This is a genomic window from Paenibacillus sp. Mc5Re-14 (assembly GCF_001049835.1).
In the GTDB taxonomy this organism is placed as follows: domain Bacteria; phylum Bacillota; class Bacilli; order Paenibacillales; family Paenibacillaceae; genus Paenibacillus; species Paenibacillus polymyxa_C.
Map to the genome: position 1 here is coordinate 4,214,494 of NZ_CVPD01000001.1, position 15,213 is coordinate 4,229,706.

The 15,213-nt window shown below is 46.6% G+C and carries 14 protein-coding genes; all 14 read left to right on the top strand.

All coding sequences use genetic code 11. The features are described from left to right. Window positions 1-35 precede the first annotated feature (35 nt). Window positions 36-887 carry a molybdate ABC transporter substrate-binding protein gene (gene modA / locus BN1546_RS19265; RefSeq protein ID WP_058830016.1) on the top strand — a complete coding sequence of 284 codons (852 nt, stop codon included), beginning with the start codon at window positions 36-38 and terminating at the stop codon, window positions 885-887. Beyond that, window positions 884-1,561 (top strand): molybdate ABC transporter permease subunit, encoded by a 678-nt coding sequence (modB, locus tag BN1546_RS19270; protein ID WP_043886027.1) that lies wholly within the window; start codon window positions 884-886, stop codon window positions 1,559-1,561. The genes modA and modB overlap by 4 nt, the downstream gene beginning before the upstream one ends. A gap of 198 nt (window positions 1,562-1,759) precedes the next feature. Next, window positions 1,760-5,434 carry a nitrate reductase subunit alpha gene (locus tag BN1546_RS19275; RefSeq protein WP_040103189.1) on the top strand — a complete coding sequence of 1,225 codons (3,675 nt, stop codon included), beginning with the start codon at window positions 1,760-1,762 and terminating at the stop codon, window positions 5,432-5,434. Beyond that, window positions 5,424-7,013: a nitrate reductase subunit beta gene (gene narH / locus BN1546_RS19280; protein ID WP_016324613.1), complete on the top strand. Its 1,590-nt coding sequence runs from the start codon at window positions 5,424-5,426 to the stop codon at window positions 7,011-7,013. The genes BN1546_RS19275 and narH overlap by 11 nt, the downstream gene beginning before the upstream one ends. Then, the gene (gene narJ, locus BN1546_RS19285) at window positions 7,006-7,572 is read left to right on the top strand and encodes a nitrate reductase molybdenum cofactor assembly chaperone (protein ID WP_013372382.1); all 567 of its coding nucleotides are present in this window, start codon (window positions 7,006-7,008) and stop codon (window positions 7,570-7,572) included. Before narH ends, narJ begins: the two co-directional genes overlap by 8 nt. Further along, window positions 7,569-8,252, top strand: a complete 684-nt coding sequence (gene narI, locus BN1546_RS19290) for a respiratory nitrate reductase subunit gamma (RefSeq protein WP_013372381.1) — start codon at window positions 7,569-7,571, stop codon at window positions 8,250-8,252. The genes narJ and narI overlap by 4 nt, the downstream gene beginning before the upstream one ends. A 45-nt stretch (window positions 8,253-8,297) precedes the next feature. Continuing rightward, window positions 8,298-8,750, top strand: a complete 453-nt coding sequence (locus BN1546_RS19295; protein WP_013372380.1) for a GAF domain-containing protein — start codon at window positions 8,298-8,300, stop codon at window positions 8,748-8,750. A 1-nt stretch (window position 8,751) separates the two neighbouring features. Next, window positions 8,752-9,816, top strand: coding sequence for a PAS domain-containing sensor histidine kinase (locus BN1546_RS19300; RefSeq protein WP_040103190.1), 1,065 nt, complete (start codon window positions 8,752-8,754; stop codon window positions 9,814-9,816). Between the two features lie 7 nt (window positions 9,817-9,823). After that, the gene (locus BN1546_RS19305) at window positions 9,824-10,471 is read left to right on the top strand and encodes a response regulator transcription factor (RefSeq protein ID WP_040103856.1); all 648 of its coding nucleotides are present in this window, start codon (window positions 9,824-9,826) and stop codon (window positions 10,469-10,471) included. A 208-nt stretch (window positions 10,472-10,679) separates the two neighbouring features. After that, entirely contained in the window at window positions 10,680-11,876 is a 1,197-nt protein-coding gene (locus tag BN1546_RS19310) for a nitrate/nitrite transporter (RefSeq protein WP_013372377.1), read from the top strand. Between the two features lie 108 nt (window positions 11,877-11,984). Continuing rightward, the gene (locus BN1546_RS19315) at window positions 11,985-13,004 is read left to right on the top strand and encodes a ThiF family adenylyltransferase (RefSeq protein ID WP_013372376.1); all 1,020 of its coding nucleotides are present in this window, start codon (window positions 11,985-11,987) and stop codon (window positions 13,002-13,004) included. 86 nt (window positions 13,005-13,090) lie between these two features. Then, the gene (locus tag BN1546_RS19320; RefSeq protein ID WP_025679247.1) at window positions 13,091-13,534 is read left to right on the top strand and encodes a molybdenum cofactor biosynthesis protein MoaE; all 444 of its coding nucleotides are present in this window, start codon (window positions 13,091-13,093) and stop codon (window positions 13,532-13,534) included. Beyond that, window positions 13,527-13,760, top strand: a complete 234-nt coding sequence (locus tag BN1546_RS19325) for a MoaD/ThiS family protein (RefSeq protein WP_058830014.1) — start codon at window positions 13,527-13,529, stop codon at window positions 13,758-13,760. Before BN1546_RS19320 ends, BN1546_RS19325 begins: the two co-directional genes overlap by 8 nt. 69 nt (window positions 13,761-13,829) lie before the next feature. Next, a complete protein-coding gene (moaA, locus tag BN1546_RS19330) occupies window positions 13,830-14,846 on the top strand; it encodes a GTP 3',8-cyclase MoaA (protein ID WP_090738607.1) in 1,017 nt (338 codons plus the stop codon). The last annotated feature ends 367 nt before the right edge of the window (window positions 14,847-15,213 follow it).

Sequence of the window (15,213 nt, forward strand, 5' to 3'; positions counted from 1 at the left end):
ACTTAATGACAGGCTGAACGTAAGGAGCCAATAAAATGAAGAAATTTGTTAAACATAGTCAGGCACTCTTTTTTATTTTTGCCATTGTGTTATTACTTGCGGGGTGCGGTGCGGGGCAACAATCAGCTTCAAGTGGTAGCAGCACGGCCCAGAATGAGGTCTCCGGCCAGGATTCATCGAACAAGGCTGAAACTGTTGATCTGACCATTTCCGCAGCCGCGAGCTTAACAGATGCACTCAAAGAAATTCAACCGTTGTACGAATCATCCCATAAAGGTATTAAATTGAATTTCAACTTTGGTGGTTCTGGTGCACTGGAAAAGCAGATTGAGCAAGGAGCTCCATCGGATTTGTTTTTGTCTGCTTCGAAGAAAAACATGAAGTCTCTCGTAGATCAGCAGTTAATCGAGAGCAATCAACAAAAAACATGGCTGACGAACGAGTTGGTAGCGGTGATCCCTGCAGACGGGACGATGAGCATCACGAGTGTAAAGGATTTAACGCAAAGCGAAGTGAAAAAGGTAGCAATCGGTATTCCTGAGAGTGTTCCTGCAGGCAAATATGCACAGGAAGCACTGACGAACGTAAAGCTTTGGGATGTGCTACAGGACAAGCTCGTTCAGGCAAAAGATGTTAGACAAGTGCTGCAATATGTGGAAACGGGTAACGCAGATGTCGGATTTGTGTATAAGACAGATGCGTTGACTTCGCAAAAGGCGAAAATTGCCTTTGAGGTGGACTCTAAAACTTATTCAACGGTTGAGTACCCTATCGGGATTATCAAAGCTTCCAAGCACATCCAAGAAGCCGAAATCTTCTATGAATACCTTCAATCGCAAGAAGCTCTGAATATTATGGCTAAGTATGGATTTACCATACCGAAGTGAGCATGCAGGCTATAGATTGGAACGAATATTGGCCTCCGATCCGATTATCGTTACAGGTTGCACTGTTATCCAGCGTTTTGGTGATCCTACTAGGCTTGTTTGCGGCATGGTCCATGTCGCGGTTAGGATTATTCAAAGGGAAAACACTCGTTGAAACCGTGCTTATGCTGCCTTTGGTACTCCCACCAACGGTAGTTGGATTTTTACTGTTAATCTTACTCGGACGAAAAAGTTGGTTTGGACGTTTGGTGGAGCAATGGTTTGGCGAGCCTATTGTATTTTCATGGTGGGCTGGGGTTGTGGCCGCGGTGGTTGTGGCTTTTCCTCTAGTCTATCGAACACTGAGAATGGGATTCGCTTCAGTGGATCAGGACTTGGAAAACGCGGGACGCTCAATGGGGGCAAATGAATGGCAGGTCTTTCGATATATCACCTTTCCGTTGATTTTCCCTTCTTTTAAAGCGGCCTTTATACTCGGGTTTGCCCGTGGGCTGGGCGAATTCGGGGCTACGCTGATGATTGCCGGAAATATTCCGGGTAAAACACAAACGATCCCCACAGCCATCTATATTGCAGTAGATTCTGGTCATCTTCCTATGGCCTGGGTATGGACATGCTCTATTATACTGATTTCCTTTATGATGCTCCTGTTAACAGGCCAAAAGAACAATTAATTTATTCATACAAGCTTCCCTCTGGTAGAGGGGGCTTTTTTTGTATCTTTCCATAGAACGAGGGATTTTCTATAGCGCTATAGGACATTCCCTAATGGGAACGGAGATGAATGAATTACATAATGAGAGTAAGCGAATGAATCTTCCCCGTGAGTTTGCGATGGGCTGATTCATTCTGAAAAGGAGCGTTGATCACCGATGAAAAAAAAATACAGTCTCAACTTCTTCAAGCCAATCGAGAGCTATTCTGGAAATTGGTCAATCCTTGAAGAAAAAAATAGAGAATGGGAAAACGTGTATCGCCAGCGTTGGTCTCATGACAAAGTGATTCGTACGACGCATGGTGTTAACTGTACTGGCTCCTGTAGCTGGAAGGTTTTTGTTAAGAATGGCATCATCACCTGGGAAAATCAGCAAATCGATTACCCCTCCTGCGGTCCAGACATGCCGGAATTTGAGCCGCGTGGATGCCCGCGTGGGGCTTCATTTTCTTGGTATGAATACAGCCCGTTACGTGTGAAATATCCATATATGCGCGGTAAGTTATTGCGACTCTGGCAAGCTGCCCTCAAGGAGCATAGCAATCCGGTAGACGCATGGGCCAGCATTGTGGAAGATCCGGAGAAAGCCAAGCTCTACAAATCGGCTCGCGGCAAAGGCGGCCATGTTCGTGTGGCTTGGGATGATGTTCTGCATCTGATTTCGGCGCAATTAATTTACACCATTCGCAAGTACGGTCCTGACCGGATTGCAGGCTTCACCCCTATTCCAGCAATGTCGATGATAAGCTACGCTTCGGGAGCACGGTTCATTTCTCTGCTTGGTGGGGAGATGTTGAGCTTTTACGATTGGTATGCCGATCTTCCGCCTGCTTCTCCTCAAATTTGGGGTGAGCAAACGGACGTACCTGAATCCTCAGATTGGTACAACGCAGGTTATCTGATCATGTGGGGCTCGAACGTGCCGCTTACCCGGACGCCAGATGCCCATTTTATGACGGAAGTACGCTATAAAGGAACGAAGGTTGTATCCGTGGCTCCGGATTTGGCGGAAAACGTAAAGTTCGCTGATAACTGGCTTGCACCCAATCCAGGTACAGACGCCGCTGTGGCACAGGCGATGACGCATGTCATTCTGGATGAGTTCTATCAAGAACGCCAGGAACCTATGTTCATTAACTATGCCAAGCAATATACAGATATGCCATTCATGATTCTGCTTGATCCCCACGAAGGAGCCTGGAAAGGCGGACGTTTTCTGCGGGCCAGCGATCTGGGGGATGCTTCACAACATGCAGATTGGAAACCGGTCATATTCGATGAAGTAGCAGGCGAAATGATGGTTCCGAACGGTACAATGGGACAGCGCTGGGAGCAAGATAAGAAATGGAATCTGATCTTGGAGCGGGAAGACGGAACAAAGGTTGAACCTGCGCTCACGGTGGTAGGTCATGACGAGCAATGGGAAGAAATCGTATTCCCTTATTTTGATAACGCAGGTAACGGAACGTTCAAACGTGTCATTCCGGCGAAAAAAGTACGTCTGGCTGATGGTTCAGAGCGTTTCGTAGCCACCGTATATGATTTGATGATGAGCCAGTATGGTGTCGCTCGTAATGATAGCCCTCATAATGCAAAGGACTATTACGATGCAGCTTGTCATTATACTCCTGCCTGGCAGGAAAAGATCACGGGAGTCAAGGCATCGGTTGTAGTGCAAGTTGCTCGCGAATTTGCTCAAAACGCAATCGACACCCAAGGACGTTCTATGATCATTATGGGGGCGGGTATCAATCACTGGTTCAACAGTGATACCATTTATCGCTCCATCTTGAACCTGGTCGTGCTGACTGCTTCTCAAGGTGTCAACGGCGGAGGCTGGGCGCATTATGTAGGTCAAGAGAAGTGCCGTCCTATTGAAGGCTGGTCAACGATTGCCTTTGCAAAAGACTGGCAGGGACCGGCTCGATTGCAAAATGCTACTTCATTTTTCTATTTTGCAACAGAACAGTGGCGCTATGAAGAAAGTGGCACCGACACATTGAAATCGCCGACTGCGGGAGATGTCAGTTACCAGCATCCGGCGGACTACAATGTGCTTGCTGCCCGGTTGGGTTGGATGCCTTCTTACCCACAGTTTAATAAAAACAGCCTGCTATTCGCTGAAGAAGCAGCGCAATTAGGCAAGAAGTCAAACGAGGAAATCATTAACCACACTGTGGAAGAGATTAAATCGCGTAAGACCCGTTTCGCTATTGAAGATCCAGGGGCAGCAGAGAACTTCCCGCGTTCACTCTTTATTTGGCGATCCAACCTCATTTCCAGCTCGGCCAAGGGACAGGAATATTTCATGAAGCATTTGCTCGGAGCCTCCGACGCACTGCTTGCCCGACCGAACGAAGATCAGAAGCCAGAGGAAATCGTTTGGCGGGAAGATGTAGAAGGAAAGCTTGATTTGATGGTCGCACTTGATTTCCGGATGACCACAACGCCATTGTACGCGGATGTCGTACTTCCGGCGGCAACCTGGTATGAGAAGACGGATTTGTCCTCAACAGACATGCACCCGTTCGTACATCCATTTAATCCGGCGGTAAATCCGCTTTGGGAATCCCGCTCAGACTGGGATATTTACCGTCAGCTGTCTGAAACCTTCTCGAACATGGCCAAAGTGCATCTGCCGGGAATATATAAAGACCTTGTAACTGCACCGCTTGGACATGATTCTATAGGCGAAATTTCGCAGCCGATGGGTCTTGTCAAGGATTGGACGAAGGGCGAGGTCGCTGCTGTACCGGGTAAAACTATGCCTAATTTCAGCATCGTAGAACGCGATTACACGAAAATCTACGATAAGTATGTCTCGCTCGGTCCCAATTTGGCTACAGGAAAAACGGGCGCGCACGGCGTTAGCTTCTCGGTAGCGGAGGAATATGAGGAATTGAAGAAGCTGAACGGGGTCTATTACGATGAGTCCATCAAAGATGGACTGCCGAAAATCCAGACAGCTCGCCAAGTGGCCGATACGATTCTCCATCTGTCGTCGGCAACCAATGGTCGTGTCTCCCAAAAAGCCTACGAAGAGGCGGAAAAGGATCACGGGGTGAAGCTGATGGACATCTCAGCCGACCGCGCAGCCGAGAAAATCACGTTCCAAAGCATTACAGCGCAGCCGCGTGAAGTTATACCGACACCGGTATTCAGTGGCTCCAACAAACAGGGACGTCGCTACTCGCCATTTACCACAAATATTGAGCGTCTCGTTCCGTTCCGGACTTTGACAGGCAGACAGCATTTCTATATCGATCATGAAATCTTCCAGCAGTTTGGGGAGTCGCTGCCTATCTATAAACCGACTTTGCCACCGATGGTATTCGGCACGCGTGATCGGGAAATCAAGGGTGGTCAGGATTCACTGGTGCTTCGTTATCTGACTCCACACGGGAAATGGAATATTCACTCCACCTACCAGGATAATCAGCATATGCTTACGCTATTCCGCGGAGGTCCTACGGTATGGATCAATAACGAAGATGCAGCGACTCATGCTATTGCCGACAATGACTGGCTGGAGGTGTACAACCGTAACGGTGTCGTAACCGCCCGGGCAGTTGTCAGCCACCGAATGCCAAGAGGAACGATGTTTATGTACCATGCTCAAGATAAGCACATTCAAGTGCCAGGCTCCGAAATCACGGATACACGCGGGGGCAGTCATAATGCGCCAACAAGAATTCATCTCAAACCGACCCAGATGGTTGGTGGATACGCTCAGCTTAGCTACGGATTCAACTATTACGGTCCGATCGGCAACCAGCGCGATGTGTACGTAGCGGTACGTAAAATGAAGGAGGTTAACTGGCTTGAAGATTAAAGCTCAAATTGCCATGGTCATGAACCTGGATAAATGTATTGGCTGCCATACGTGCAGCGTGACGTGTAAAACAACTTGGACAAACCGCAAAGGTGCGGAATATATGTGGTTCAACAACGTGGAAACCAAACCTGGTATTGGGTATCCAAAACGCTGGGAAGACCAGGAGCAGTATAAGGGCGGCTGGCAGCTTCGCAAAGGGAAGCTTGAACTGAAGTCAGGGAACAAGCTGTCCAAGATAGCGCTAGGTAAAATTTTCTACAACCCCGATATGCCTGAAATGAAAGATTATTATGAGCCGTGGACCTACAATTATGAACATTTGACCAACGCTAAAGAGCAGAAGCATTCTCCGGTAGCACGTGCACAATCTGCTGTAACAGGCGAAAAAATGGATCTGAATTGGGGACCAAACTGGGAAGACGATTTGGCAGGCACCCATGTGACAGGACCTCTTGATCCCAATATTCAGAAAATCGAAGAAGAGATTAAATTCAATTTCGAAAAGTCGTTCATGTTGTATCTCCCTCGGCTTTGCGAGCACTGTCTGAATCCGAGCTGTGTCGCATCCTGCCCTTCGGGTGCTATGTACAAACGGGACGAGGATGGCATCGTGCTCGTGGATCAGGAAGCATGTCGCGGCTGGCGATATTGCATGACGGGTTGTCCATACAAGAAAGTGTACTTCAACTGGCAGACGAACAAAGCAGAAAAATGTACCTTCTGCTTCCCGCGCGTGGAAGCCGGGTTGCCAACCGTCTGCTCCGAGACATGTACTGGACGAATTCGTTACCTTGGCGTTCTATTGTATGACGCGGATAAGGTGCAAGAGGCTGCTTCTAAAGAGGATGAGAAAGATCTGTATAAAGCACAGTGTGATTTATTCTTGGACCCAAGTGATCCGGCAGTGATTGCGCAGGCCAAAAAAGATGGGATCTCGCAAGACTGGATTGAGGCAGCGCAGAACTCACCGGTCTACAAGCTTGCGATTGAATATAAGCTGGCATTCCCGCTTCATCCGGAATACCGCACGTTGCCGATGGTCTGGTATGTACCACCACTTAGTCCGATCATGAATTACTTTGAAGGGAAAGACTCCATCGAGAATCCGGATATGATCTTTCCAGCTATCGAAGAAATGCGCACGCCTATTCAGTATCTTGCCAATATGTTGACGGCGGGCGACACCCAGACGGTGAAAGAATCGCTGCAGCGGATGGCTATGATGCGCTCCTATATGCGCGCCCAGTCCACAGGACAATCTTTCGATGAAAGCCGTCTGGAACGCACTGGCATGACAGCACGTCAAGCAGAGCAAATGTACCGGCTTCTGGCCATTGCCAAATACGAGGACCGTTTCGTCATTCCGACATCGCATAAAGAGGGTTATGCCAATCCATATCGCGCCCAAGGAGCTGCCGGTTACGGTGATACTTTAGGGACTATGGATAGTTGTGGAACTCAAGGAGCTGGCTGTAGCGGTTGTAGCCTGGGAAGCTCCACAGGAATGGAAGAGCCTTCGAAAACAGGCAAGCAAATGTATGAAGAAAACTTCTACGGGGGTATTTGGCGTGATTAATGTAGCGAAACTGTATGAATTCAAGCCTTCATTCGGGTTTTTCGCCCAACAACTCATGTACCCAGAAAAGCTGGATTTTCATCCGGCTTTTCTGGAAGCATCCTTTAATCCGGATCATCCTGCGTATACGCATGCTAATATGTACTGGTCTTTGATGCAAGAGTTTAGTATGGAAGAAATCCAGGAAATGTATACGGAAACTTTTGATTTTCAAAAAAATTGCGCACTATATATGACTTACTTCAAGTTCGAAGATGCAAAGGAAAGAGGACAAATGCTGGTCAAGTTAAAGGTCCTCTATGAAATGTATGGTCTTGAAATGCCAGATGGAGAGCTGCCTGATTATCTGCCGCTCATGTGTGAATTTTTATATGCCGCTGAATGGGTGCAGGATGCAAAGACGACAGAAAACTTCCGCATGCCCATCGCGATTTTGGAAGACGGCACCTATCATTTGCTTAAAGCACTGGAAAAAATGGAAAGCCCGTATTTTCATCTGGTCAAGGGACTGCGCGAAACGCTTAAAGCTTGCGTAGAACAGGAGGCAGCCGCGTTATGATGATGGAGCAGTTTTTATGGGTCATTTTCCCTTATATGTGCGTGGTCATCTTTATCGTAGGTCATATCTTCCGCTATAGAACTGACCAGTTCAATTGGACGGCAAAATCGAGTGAATTTATTGAAAAGAAACAATTGATGATTGGAAGTCTCTTATTCCACTTGGGGATTATTCCTGTTATATTTGGTCATGTGTCTGGTCTGGGCATACCCAAAACCTGGATGCATGCGCTGGGTGTAAACGATCATCTATATCACATTGGAGCGGTCTATATTGGTGGAATATTTGGGGCTATGACGTTCCTGGGGATGTTGATACTTACCTCTCGACGTTTTACAATTCGTAATGTGCGCCGTTTAAGTACAGCTTCTGATTTGATTGTAAATGTATTGCTGTTGGCGCTTGTATGCATGGGGATGTTTGCAACTCTCGTAACGAATGCGGTACAGCCTGAATTCGATTATCGGGAGACGATCTCAATCTGGTTCCGCGGCCTGTTCATATTCCGTGTCGACCCGACACTGATGAGAGATGTACCGATTTCTTTCAAGCTTCATGTACTTATGGGTTTTGCGATTTTTGCGTTCTGGCCGTTTACCCGGCTTGTACATGTGTGGAGCGTTCCGTTGAATTATGTGCGCAGAAGTTATATCCTGTACAGAAGACATAAATCGAACTAGGAAAGCGGGCCCTGCCTTCTTTCCTAGTTTTATTAGGAGAGAGTGATGAATAATAAGATGGATTATCAAAGGGAGCTTGAGCGAATACGCGAACATTTCGGTTATGATTTTATGGCACTTGCTCTGGTTGAACCGGCCGAATATCAATACGTCATTAAATGGAAAAATGCCGCTGGCAATTTAAATGATCGATTTAAGCGGATTGTGCTGCAATCTGGAAAGGGCATAGCAGGAGTCGTGTTTAAAACCGGGAAGTCTGTCTTTATTCCATCTGTTCATCAATATGTTGGGGCAGAGAACCTATTTAACTATCCGATCGTTCAATCCGAAAAGCTCAAGAGTCTCGGGGCTGTGCCTCTGTGGAACGATGCTCGCGTCGCGGGCGTACTATTGGGTGGATTTCGAGAAGAACAACTGATGACCGAAGCCATGATGCGTGATTTGGAAGCCTTGGCACATGAGGGATTTGGAGAGTTGAACGGGAAGGAAGTGATTTGAATTGACATTGTCTATAGGGACAGACTCTTTGAGTGCGCTAATGGTGAAGATGTTTGAGAACAGCACAGAAGCTATCTTCTTTTTTGATAGGGAAGGGAAAACCCTAGCCATGAACCCAGCGGCTGAGGAGATTGTAGACGATGACGTTCTCATTCAACTCTATGAAGGACAGGACAAGGCTTTATGCGGAACATGCAGGGGCTACACAAGCGACACAGAGCCCCGCACCTGCCTTGACTGTTATTTCAATGTGCCTGAATCCGACAAATTTGCTTCTTTTCAAGTCTATTTGGAAACAAAAAGCAATGGGATGGTTCCCTATGCCGCTTCTTTCCATACCGTTGATTCTACAAATGGAATCCGGGTGCTGATGCTGAGAGATTTGACCCCGCAATTTCAGACGCAGGAAAAATTGTATCAAAACAAAATGATGAAGCATGTCATTGAAGCACAGGAAAACGAGCGTAAACGGCTTTCCAGAGAGCTGCACGACAGCGTCGCCCAGGAATTGATGAGCGCGGTTGTTGAACTACGAGTGTTAAAATACATGACGAATGATGATCAGCTCATTAAAAACATGAAGCAGACGGAAGCATCCATGACACGCTTGCTGGATGATATCCGTAACCTGTCTGTGGAACTCCGGCCTGCCACCCTTGATGATTTTGGACTTGAAGCGGCATTCCGTTCCCACTTTAAGCGGGTCGAGCAAAGCTTTGGTCTAGTGGTTGAGTTCGTATCTGATCTTCCCCAAAAGCGGTATGGAAGCGAAAAAGAAACAGTCATTTACCGCGTCTGCCAGGAGGCTGTGCTCAATGCGTTGAAGTATGCCCAGGTCGACACCATTAAAGTTTCTTTGTCCGAGCATGAACATTCGCTTCGTTTAACTGTAGAGGATGATGGGATTGGCTTTGATAAAGGGGGCAAACCTATTGGAACGGGACTTGGTCTGTATGGTATGCAGGAGCGAGCAGAGCTGGTAGGCGGAAGTTTTGGCGTCCTTTCTAATGTTGGTCAAGGAACCAAAGTCTTTTTACAAATTCCGATTGGACATGAGGAGGAATAGAAACTTGATCAAAATTGTATTAGCGGATGACCATGCCATTGTACGAAGTGGATTTTCCATGATTCTCAACTTCCAATCGGATATGGAGGTTGTAGGAACGGCTGCGGACGGTATTGAAGCGTATACTATGGTAGCTAAACATAAGCCGGATATTCTCATTATGGACCTTAGTATGCCTCCAGGCGAAAGTGGATTGATCGCTACAGGCAAAATTAAAGAGGACCACCCCGATACTAAAATTCTGATTTTAACCATGCATGATGACGAAGAATATTTATTTCATATTTTGAAGAACGGTGCTTCAGGGTATGTTTTGAAAAATGCACCCGATGAGGAGCTATTGCTTGCCATACGCACCATTCATGGGGGTGGGACGTATATCCATCCTAAAATGGCTACTTCTCTCGTGCGTGAGTTCATCAAAAAAGACACAACCTCACAAACCGAAGATCCTTATGAGATCCTGTCCAAGCGTGAGCTGGAGATTCTCCCTCTGGTCGCAAAGGGATACGGTAACAAGGAAGTTGCCGAAAAGCTGTTCATCTCTGTCAAGACCGTGGAAGCGAACAAAGCTAAAATTATGGAGAAGTTGAACTTAAAAAGCCGGCCTGAGCTGGTCCAATATGCCTTAAAGAAAAAAATGCTGGATTTTTAGTTTATGAAGAAGATCATTTTTAGTCCAATAATATATCTAGAATGAATCAAGCAGCTTCTTACGAGAAGCGGCTTTTTTTATTTTCAGGGACTCCCCTGACTGGGAAAGGGGAGTCCCCTATATTCGAAAGGAAGGGCTAGCGGCTACAATGGGAACAGAAAAATACAAATCAAACATTCGACAGAATAAAGTTGAAAAGGTGAGTTAAATGATTAGAAAAATGCAGTTGCCACTACAAACATTGAACTTGATTCTTGGATTCATGGTGTGGGTCATCATTTCTTCCCTCATGCCGTTCATTACGGAGGATATCGTGATTCCACCCGGAAAACTGGCCATGGTTACGGCGATTCCGGTCGTGCTTGGATCGATTCTGCGCATTCCGCTTGGTTATTATGCCAATATTTTCGGGGCGAGAATCGTTTTCCTCGTTAGCTTTGTTTTGCTTTTGTTTCCGGTCTACTATATCAGTGAAGCTTCTACGATGACGGATTTAATTATCGGTGGCTTATTCCTTGGAATTGGGGGAGCGGTGTTCTCGGTTGGAGTGACTTCACTGCCCAAGTATTATCCGAAGGAAAGACATGGCTTTGTCAACGGGATGTATGGTGTGGGCAACTTGGGGACAGCGGTAACGACCTTCTCCGCTCCGATTGTAGCGACGCAGGTAGGATGGGCACTTACAGTTAAGCTGTATCTGATCCTGTTGCTTGTTTTTATCGTTTTGAATTTCTTCTTTGGGGACCGTCATGAAACTAAAGTCAAAACCCCCATTATGGAGCAAATCAAAGGGGTTTACAAAAATGAAAAGCTTTGGTTTTTCTCGCTCTTTTATTTTATTACGTTTGGCTCATTTGTAGCTTTTACGGTGTATCTACCGAATTTTCTCGTATCGAACTTTGAACTGGATAAAGTGGATGCAGGGATGCGTACAGCAGGCTTTATCGCGATTGCCACATTCTTCCGCCCTATCGGTGGCTGGCTGGCGGATCGTTTTCAGCCCTTGTTCCTGCTGGTAGGTACGTTTGCTGTGTATACGGTTGCTGCGATTCTTCTGGCTTTTTCACCAGACATCACACTGTATACCGTAGGGTGCTTGGCTATCGCTGTGAGTGCAGGAATCGGGAACGGTGTCATTTTCAAGCTAGTTCCATTTTATTTTAATAAACAGGCAGGTATAGTGAACGGAATTGTATCCATGATGGGTGGCCTGGGGGGCTTTTTCCCTCCGATCTTGCTATCGACGATTCATGCCGCTACTGGCCAATATTCCATTGGGTTCATGCTGCTCTCCCAAGTGGCACTGGCTAGCCTGATTCTCGTCATATGGCTATATTATCAAGCACGTTTCCCTGTAGCTGCCGAGCAGAACCACTTTGAGAAACAAAAGGAACTTCAGCAGTAAAGCATTAAGAGTGAAGAAATTATAAAGGCACCTTTAACGTTTCTAGCGAGAGCCACAGGAATAAGCACAAAGTTAACGATCGCTCTTCAACGTTAGGGGGACATTGTGATGAAGGAACGTTATTCAAGACAGATCTTATTTAGACCTATCGGCAGTGAAGGACAACGTAATCTGTCTGAAGCTGTTGTCACCATTATCGGCTGCGGGGCACTAGGTTCTGCCATTGCTGAAACATTAGTAAGGGCGGGCGTCGGAGAGATTCACCTGGTTGACCGTGATTATGTGGAGACGTCGAATCTGCAACGCCAGCAGTTATTCACGGAGCAGGATGCTGTACAAATGCTCCCCAAGGTTATGGCTGCTGAAAAAAGGCTGAAGGCGATACGAGAAGACGTACGCTTGTATACCTATCTCGACAGCCTGGATGCCGGGCTTGCTCAAGAGCTTGCTGGTAAAAGCACATTGCTGATGGATGCAACGGACAATTTTGAAACTCGGTTACTTATAAACGATGCTGCACTAAAGGCTGAAATTCCATGGATTTACGGCGCCTGTGTTGGAAGCACAGGCGTTGTTTTTCCATTCGTGCCGGGCAAGTCGGCATGTTTTCGCTGCCTTCTGCCTTCGCTGCCAGCGATCAATCAGACCTGTGATACGGCTGGAATCATATCGCCTGCTGTCCAAGTGACGGCCGCCCTCCAATGTGCAGAAGCCATGAAGTGGCTGAGCGGCAAACGTGATAAGATGCGCAGCAAGGTTCATCTATTCGATCTATGGGAAAATACGCAAATGGACATAGGGATTTCCCGCATCCGGAATCAGGATTGTCCAACCTGTGGAGAACAGCCTGAGTTTCCTGCACTGACAGCAACCCATCGCTCGGCATATGCGGCGCTGTGCGGGCGGGATGTGGTGCAGGTTCTTCCAGACCCTCATCGTCCGATCACGCTGGACGATGCAGAGAAGATGGGCAGGCTTATGGCGGAACATGTAAAAAGGACCCCTTATTTCGTTGAATTTTATGCCTTTAAGCATCGAATGATTTTATTTAAAAACGGAAGACTCCTCATTCACGGGATCGGAAGTGTTGCCAGAGGTCAAAAGCTATACCATCAGTTGTTTGGTTGAACAAGAGATATAGATCCGATAAATGTAAATAATGTATAGAGTTTTCATAGCAGAGTAGCTTGTTAGTTGGCTGGAAGGTGGAAAAGATGAGAGTATTTGAAATCGTGACGGAGCCCATTCTTCCGCAGACTTATGCAGACTATGTCTTAAGACCGGAAGCGGGAGCGGTGACCGTGTTTACGGGGCATGTAAGAGAGTGGACCCAAGGCGTGCGGACATTATATCTTGCTTACGAGGCCTATGTGCCTATGGCCGAGAAAAAGCTTGCAGAGATTGGCCGCGAAATTGAACAGAAATGGGAAGGGACAAGAGTAGCAATTGCACATCGGATTGGTGAACTTCAGATCGGTGATATTGCCGTTGTCATCGCCGTCTCTTCACCACACCGCTCGGATGCATATCAGGCGAATGAATACGCAATCGAACGGATCAAGGAAATCGTTCCAATCTGGAAACGAGAGATTTGGGAAGACGGCACGCAATGGATCGGACAACAAAAGAAAAAACCGGAGGAAATCAGTCATGATTAAGCTGTACTATTTTGCAGGACTCCGTGAGGTGACGGGGAAATCTGAAGAAATGGCAGATTTGGCAGGACAAACTGTAGGAGAATTATGCAGTTGGATTACAGATAAATATCCGGATATACCGATCAAGTCTACACGAATTGCAGTAAACGAAGAGTACGCGTTGCTTACAGATGTACTGCAGGATGGAGATATCGCAGCTTTTATTCCGCCTGTCAGCGGTGGCTAGTGAAAATGCTCGTCATGTGTCCATTTCTGCAACGTCAAATACAGCTAATGAAAAAAAGAAGGTGGTCACATGAGTTCACATTCACTGAAAGACCTATTGCGGCGTCCGATCCGCGATTTACGTATATCTGTTACGGATCGCTGCAATTTCCGCTGTTCCTACTGTATGCCAAAAGAAATTTTCGGCGACGATTTTGCCTTTCTTCCCAAAAGCGAATGCCTATCGTTTGAAGAGATCCATCGCCTTACGGAGCTCTTTGTAGGCCTTGGGGTCAAAAAAATCCGTCTCACAGGCGGTGAGCCATTAATGCGGCCGAATCTTCCCGACCTTGTCTCTCGAATTTTGTCTATCACCGGAGTGGAGGATATGGGGTTGACCACAAATGGCTTGCTACTAGGGCAACAGGCTCAGCGCCTCTATGATGCGGGGCTGCGACGACTGAATGTCAGTGTAGACGCTCTGAACCCCGAGCTATTTGGGCGGATGAATGGACGGGGCATTAAGCCTGCTTTTATTTTGAAGCAGATTGATTGTGCAAGAGAAATCGGATTTGAGATCAAAGTCAATATGGTGGTTCAAAAAGGTGTTAATGATTCTGAAATTTTGCCGATGGCCGCTTATTTTAAGGAGCAGGGAATAACCCTTCGTTTTATTGAGTTTATGGATGTAGGTAACGATACCGGGTGGAGCTTCAAAAAGGTAGTAACAAAAGAAGAAATTATTGAGCGTCTTAAGAATGCGTACGAGCTGGAGCCGATAGATCAAAATTACTTTGGAGAAGTGGCAAAACGTTACCGTTATAAAGACAGCGACGCGCAAGTTGGCTTTATTACTTCGGTTTCTGATTCATTTTGCTCATCCTGCACGCGTGCCCGTCTATCTTCTGATGGCAAGTTTTATACGTGTTTGTTTGCTTCAGACGGATTTGATTTGCGCCAGATGCTTCGTGACGGGGCGAATGATCAGGAACTACTCGATGCGATTACATCCGTATGGGAGCAACGCATAGACCGGTATTCCGATGAACGTACTGAACAGACTGCAAACAACCGAAAAAAGATTAACATGTCCTACATTGGCGGCTGACATTTTTATCATGGTAATGTGCCGTATTCAAGGTGCTGCCCCCGAAAAGAAAGCGCAAACATTTTTGTTGGCAAAACTTAAATTTGATGTTATTATGATCTTGGGATTGTTACTGAAAAGGCAAAACCCGGGACATGGAACTGGATTTCCATGTGTTGGGTTTTGCCTTTTCTTTTTGTATACAGATTTGCAATAACGCAGAAAGGTGAGTGATGATGTAGGGCTTATCTCTCTTTGTGAATGCGCTTTCAATACAATGGAGTTGTAGATCTTTACTGCACTTTATAGTTTGGTTTGTAATGAAAGTTGATCGGCTATTACCGTCTTGTGACCTATCTGAAATATCGCCCAGCATCTAAATCCTTTT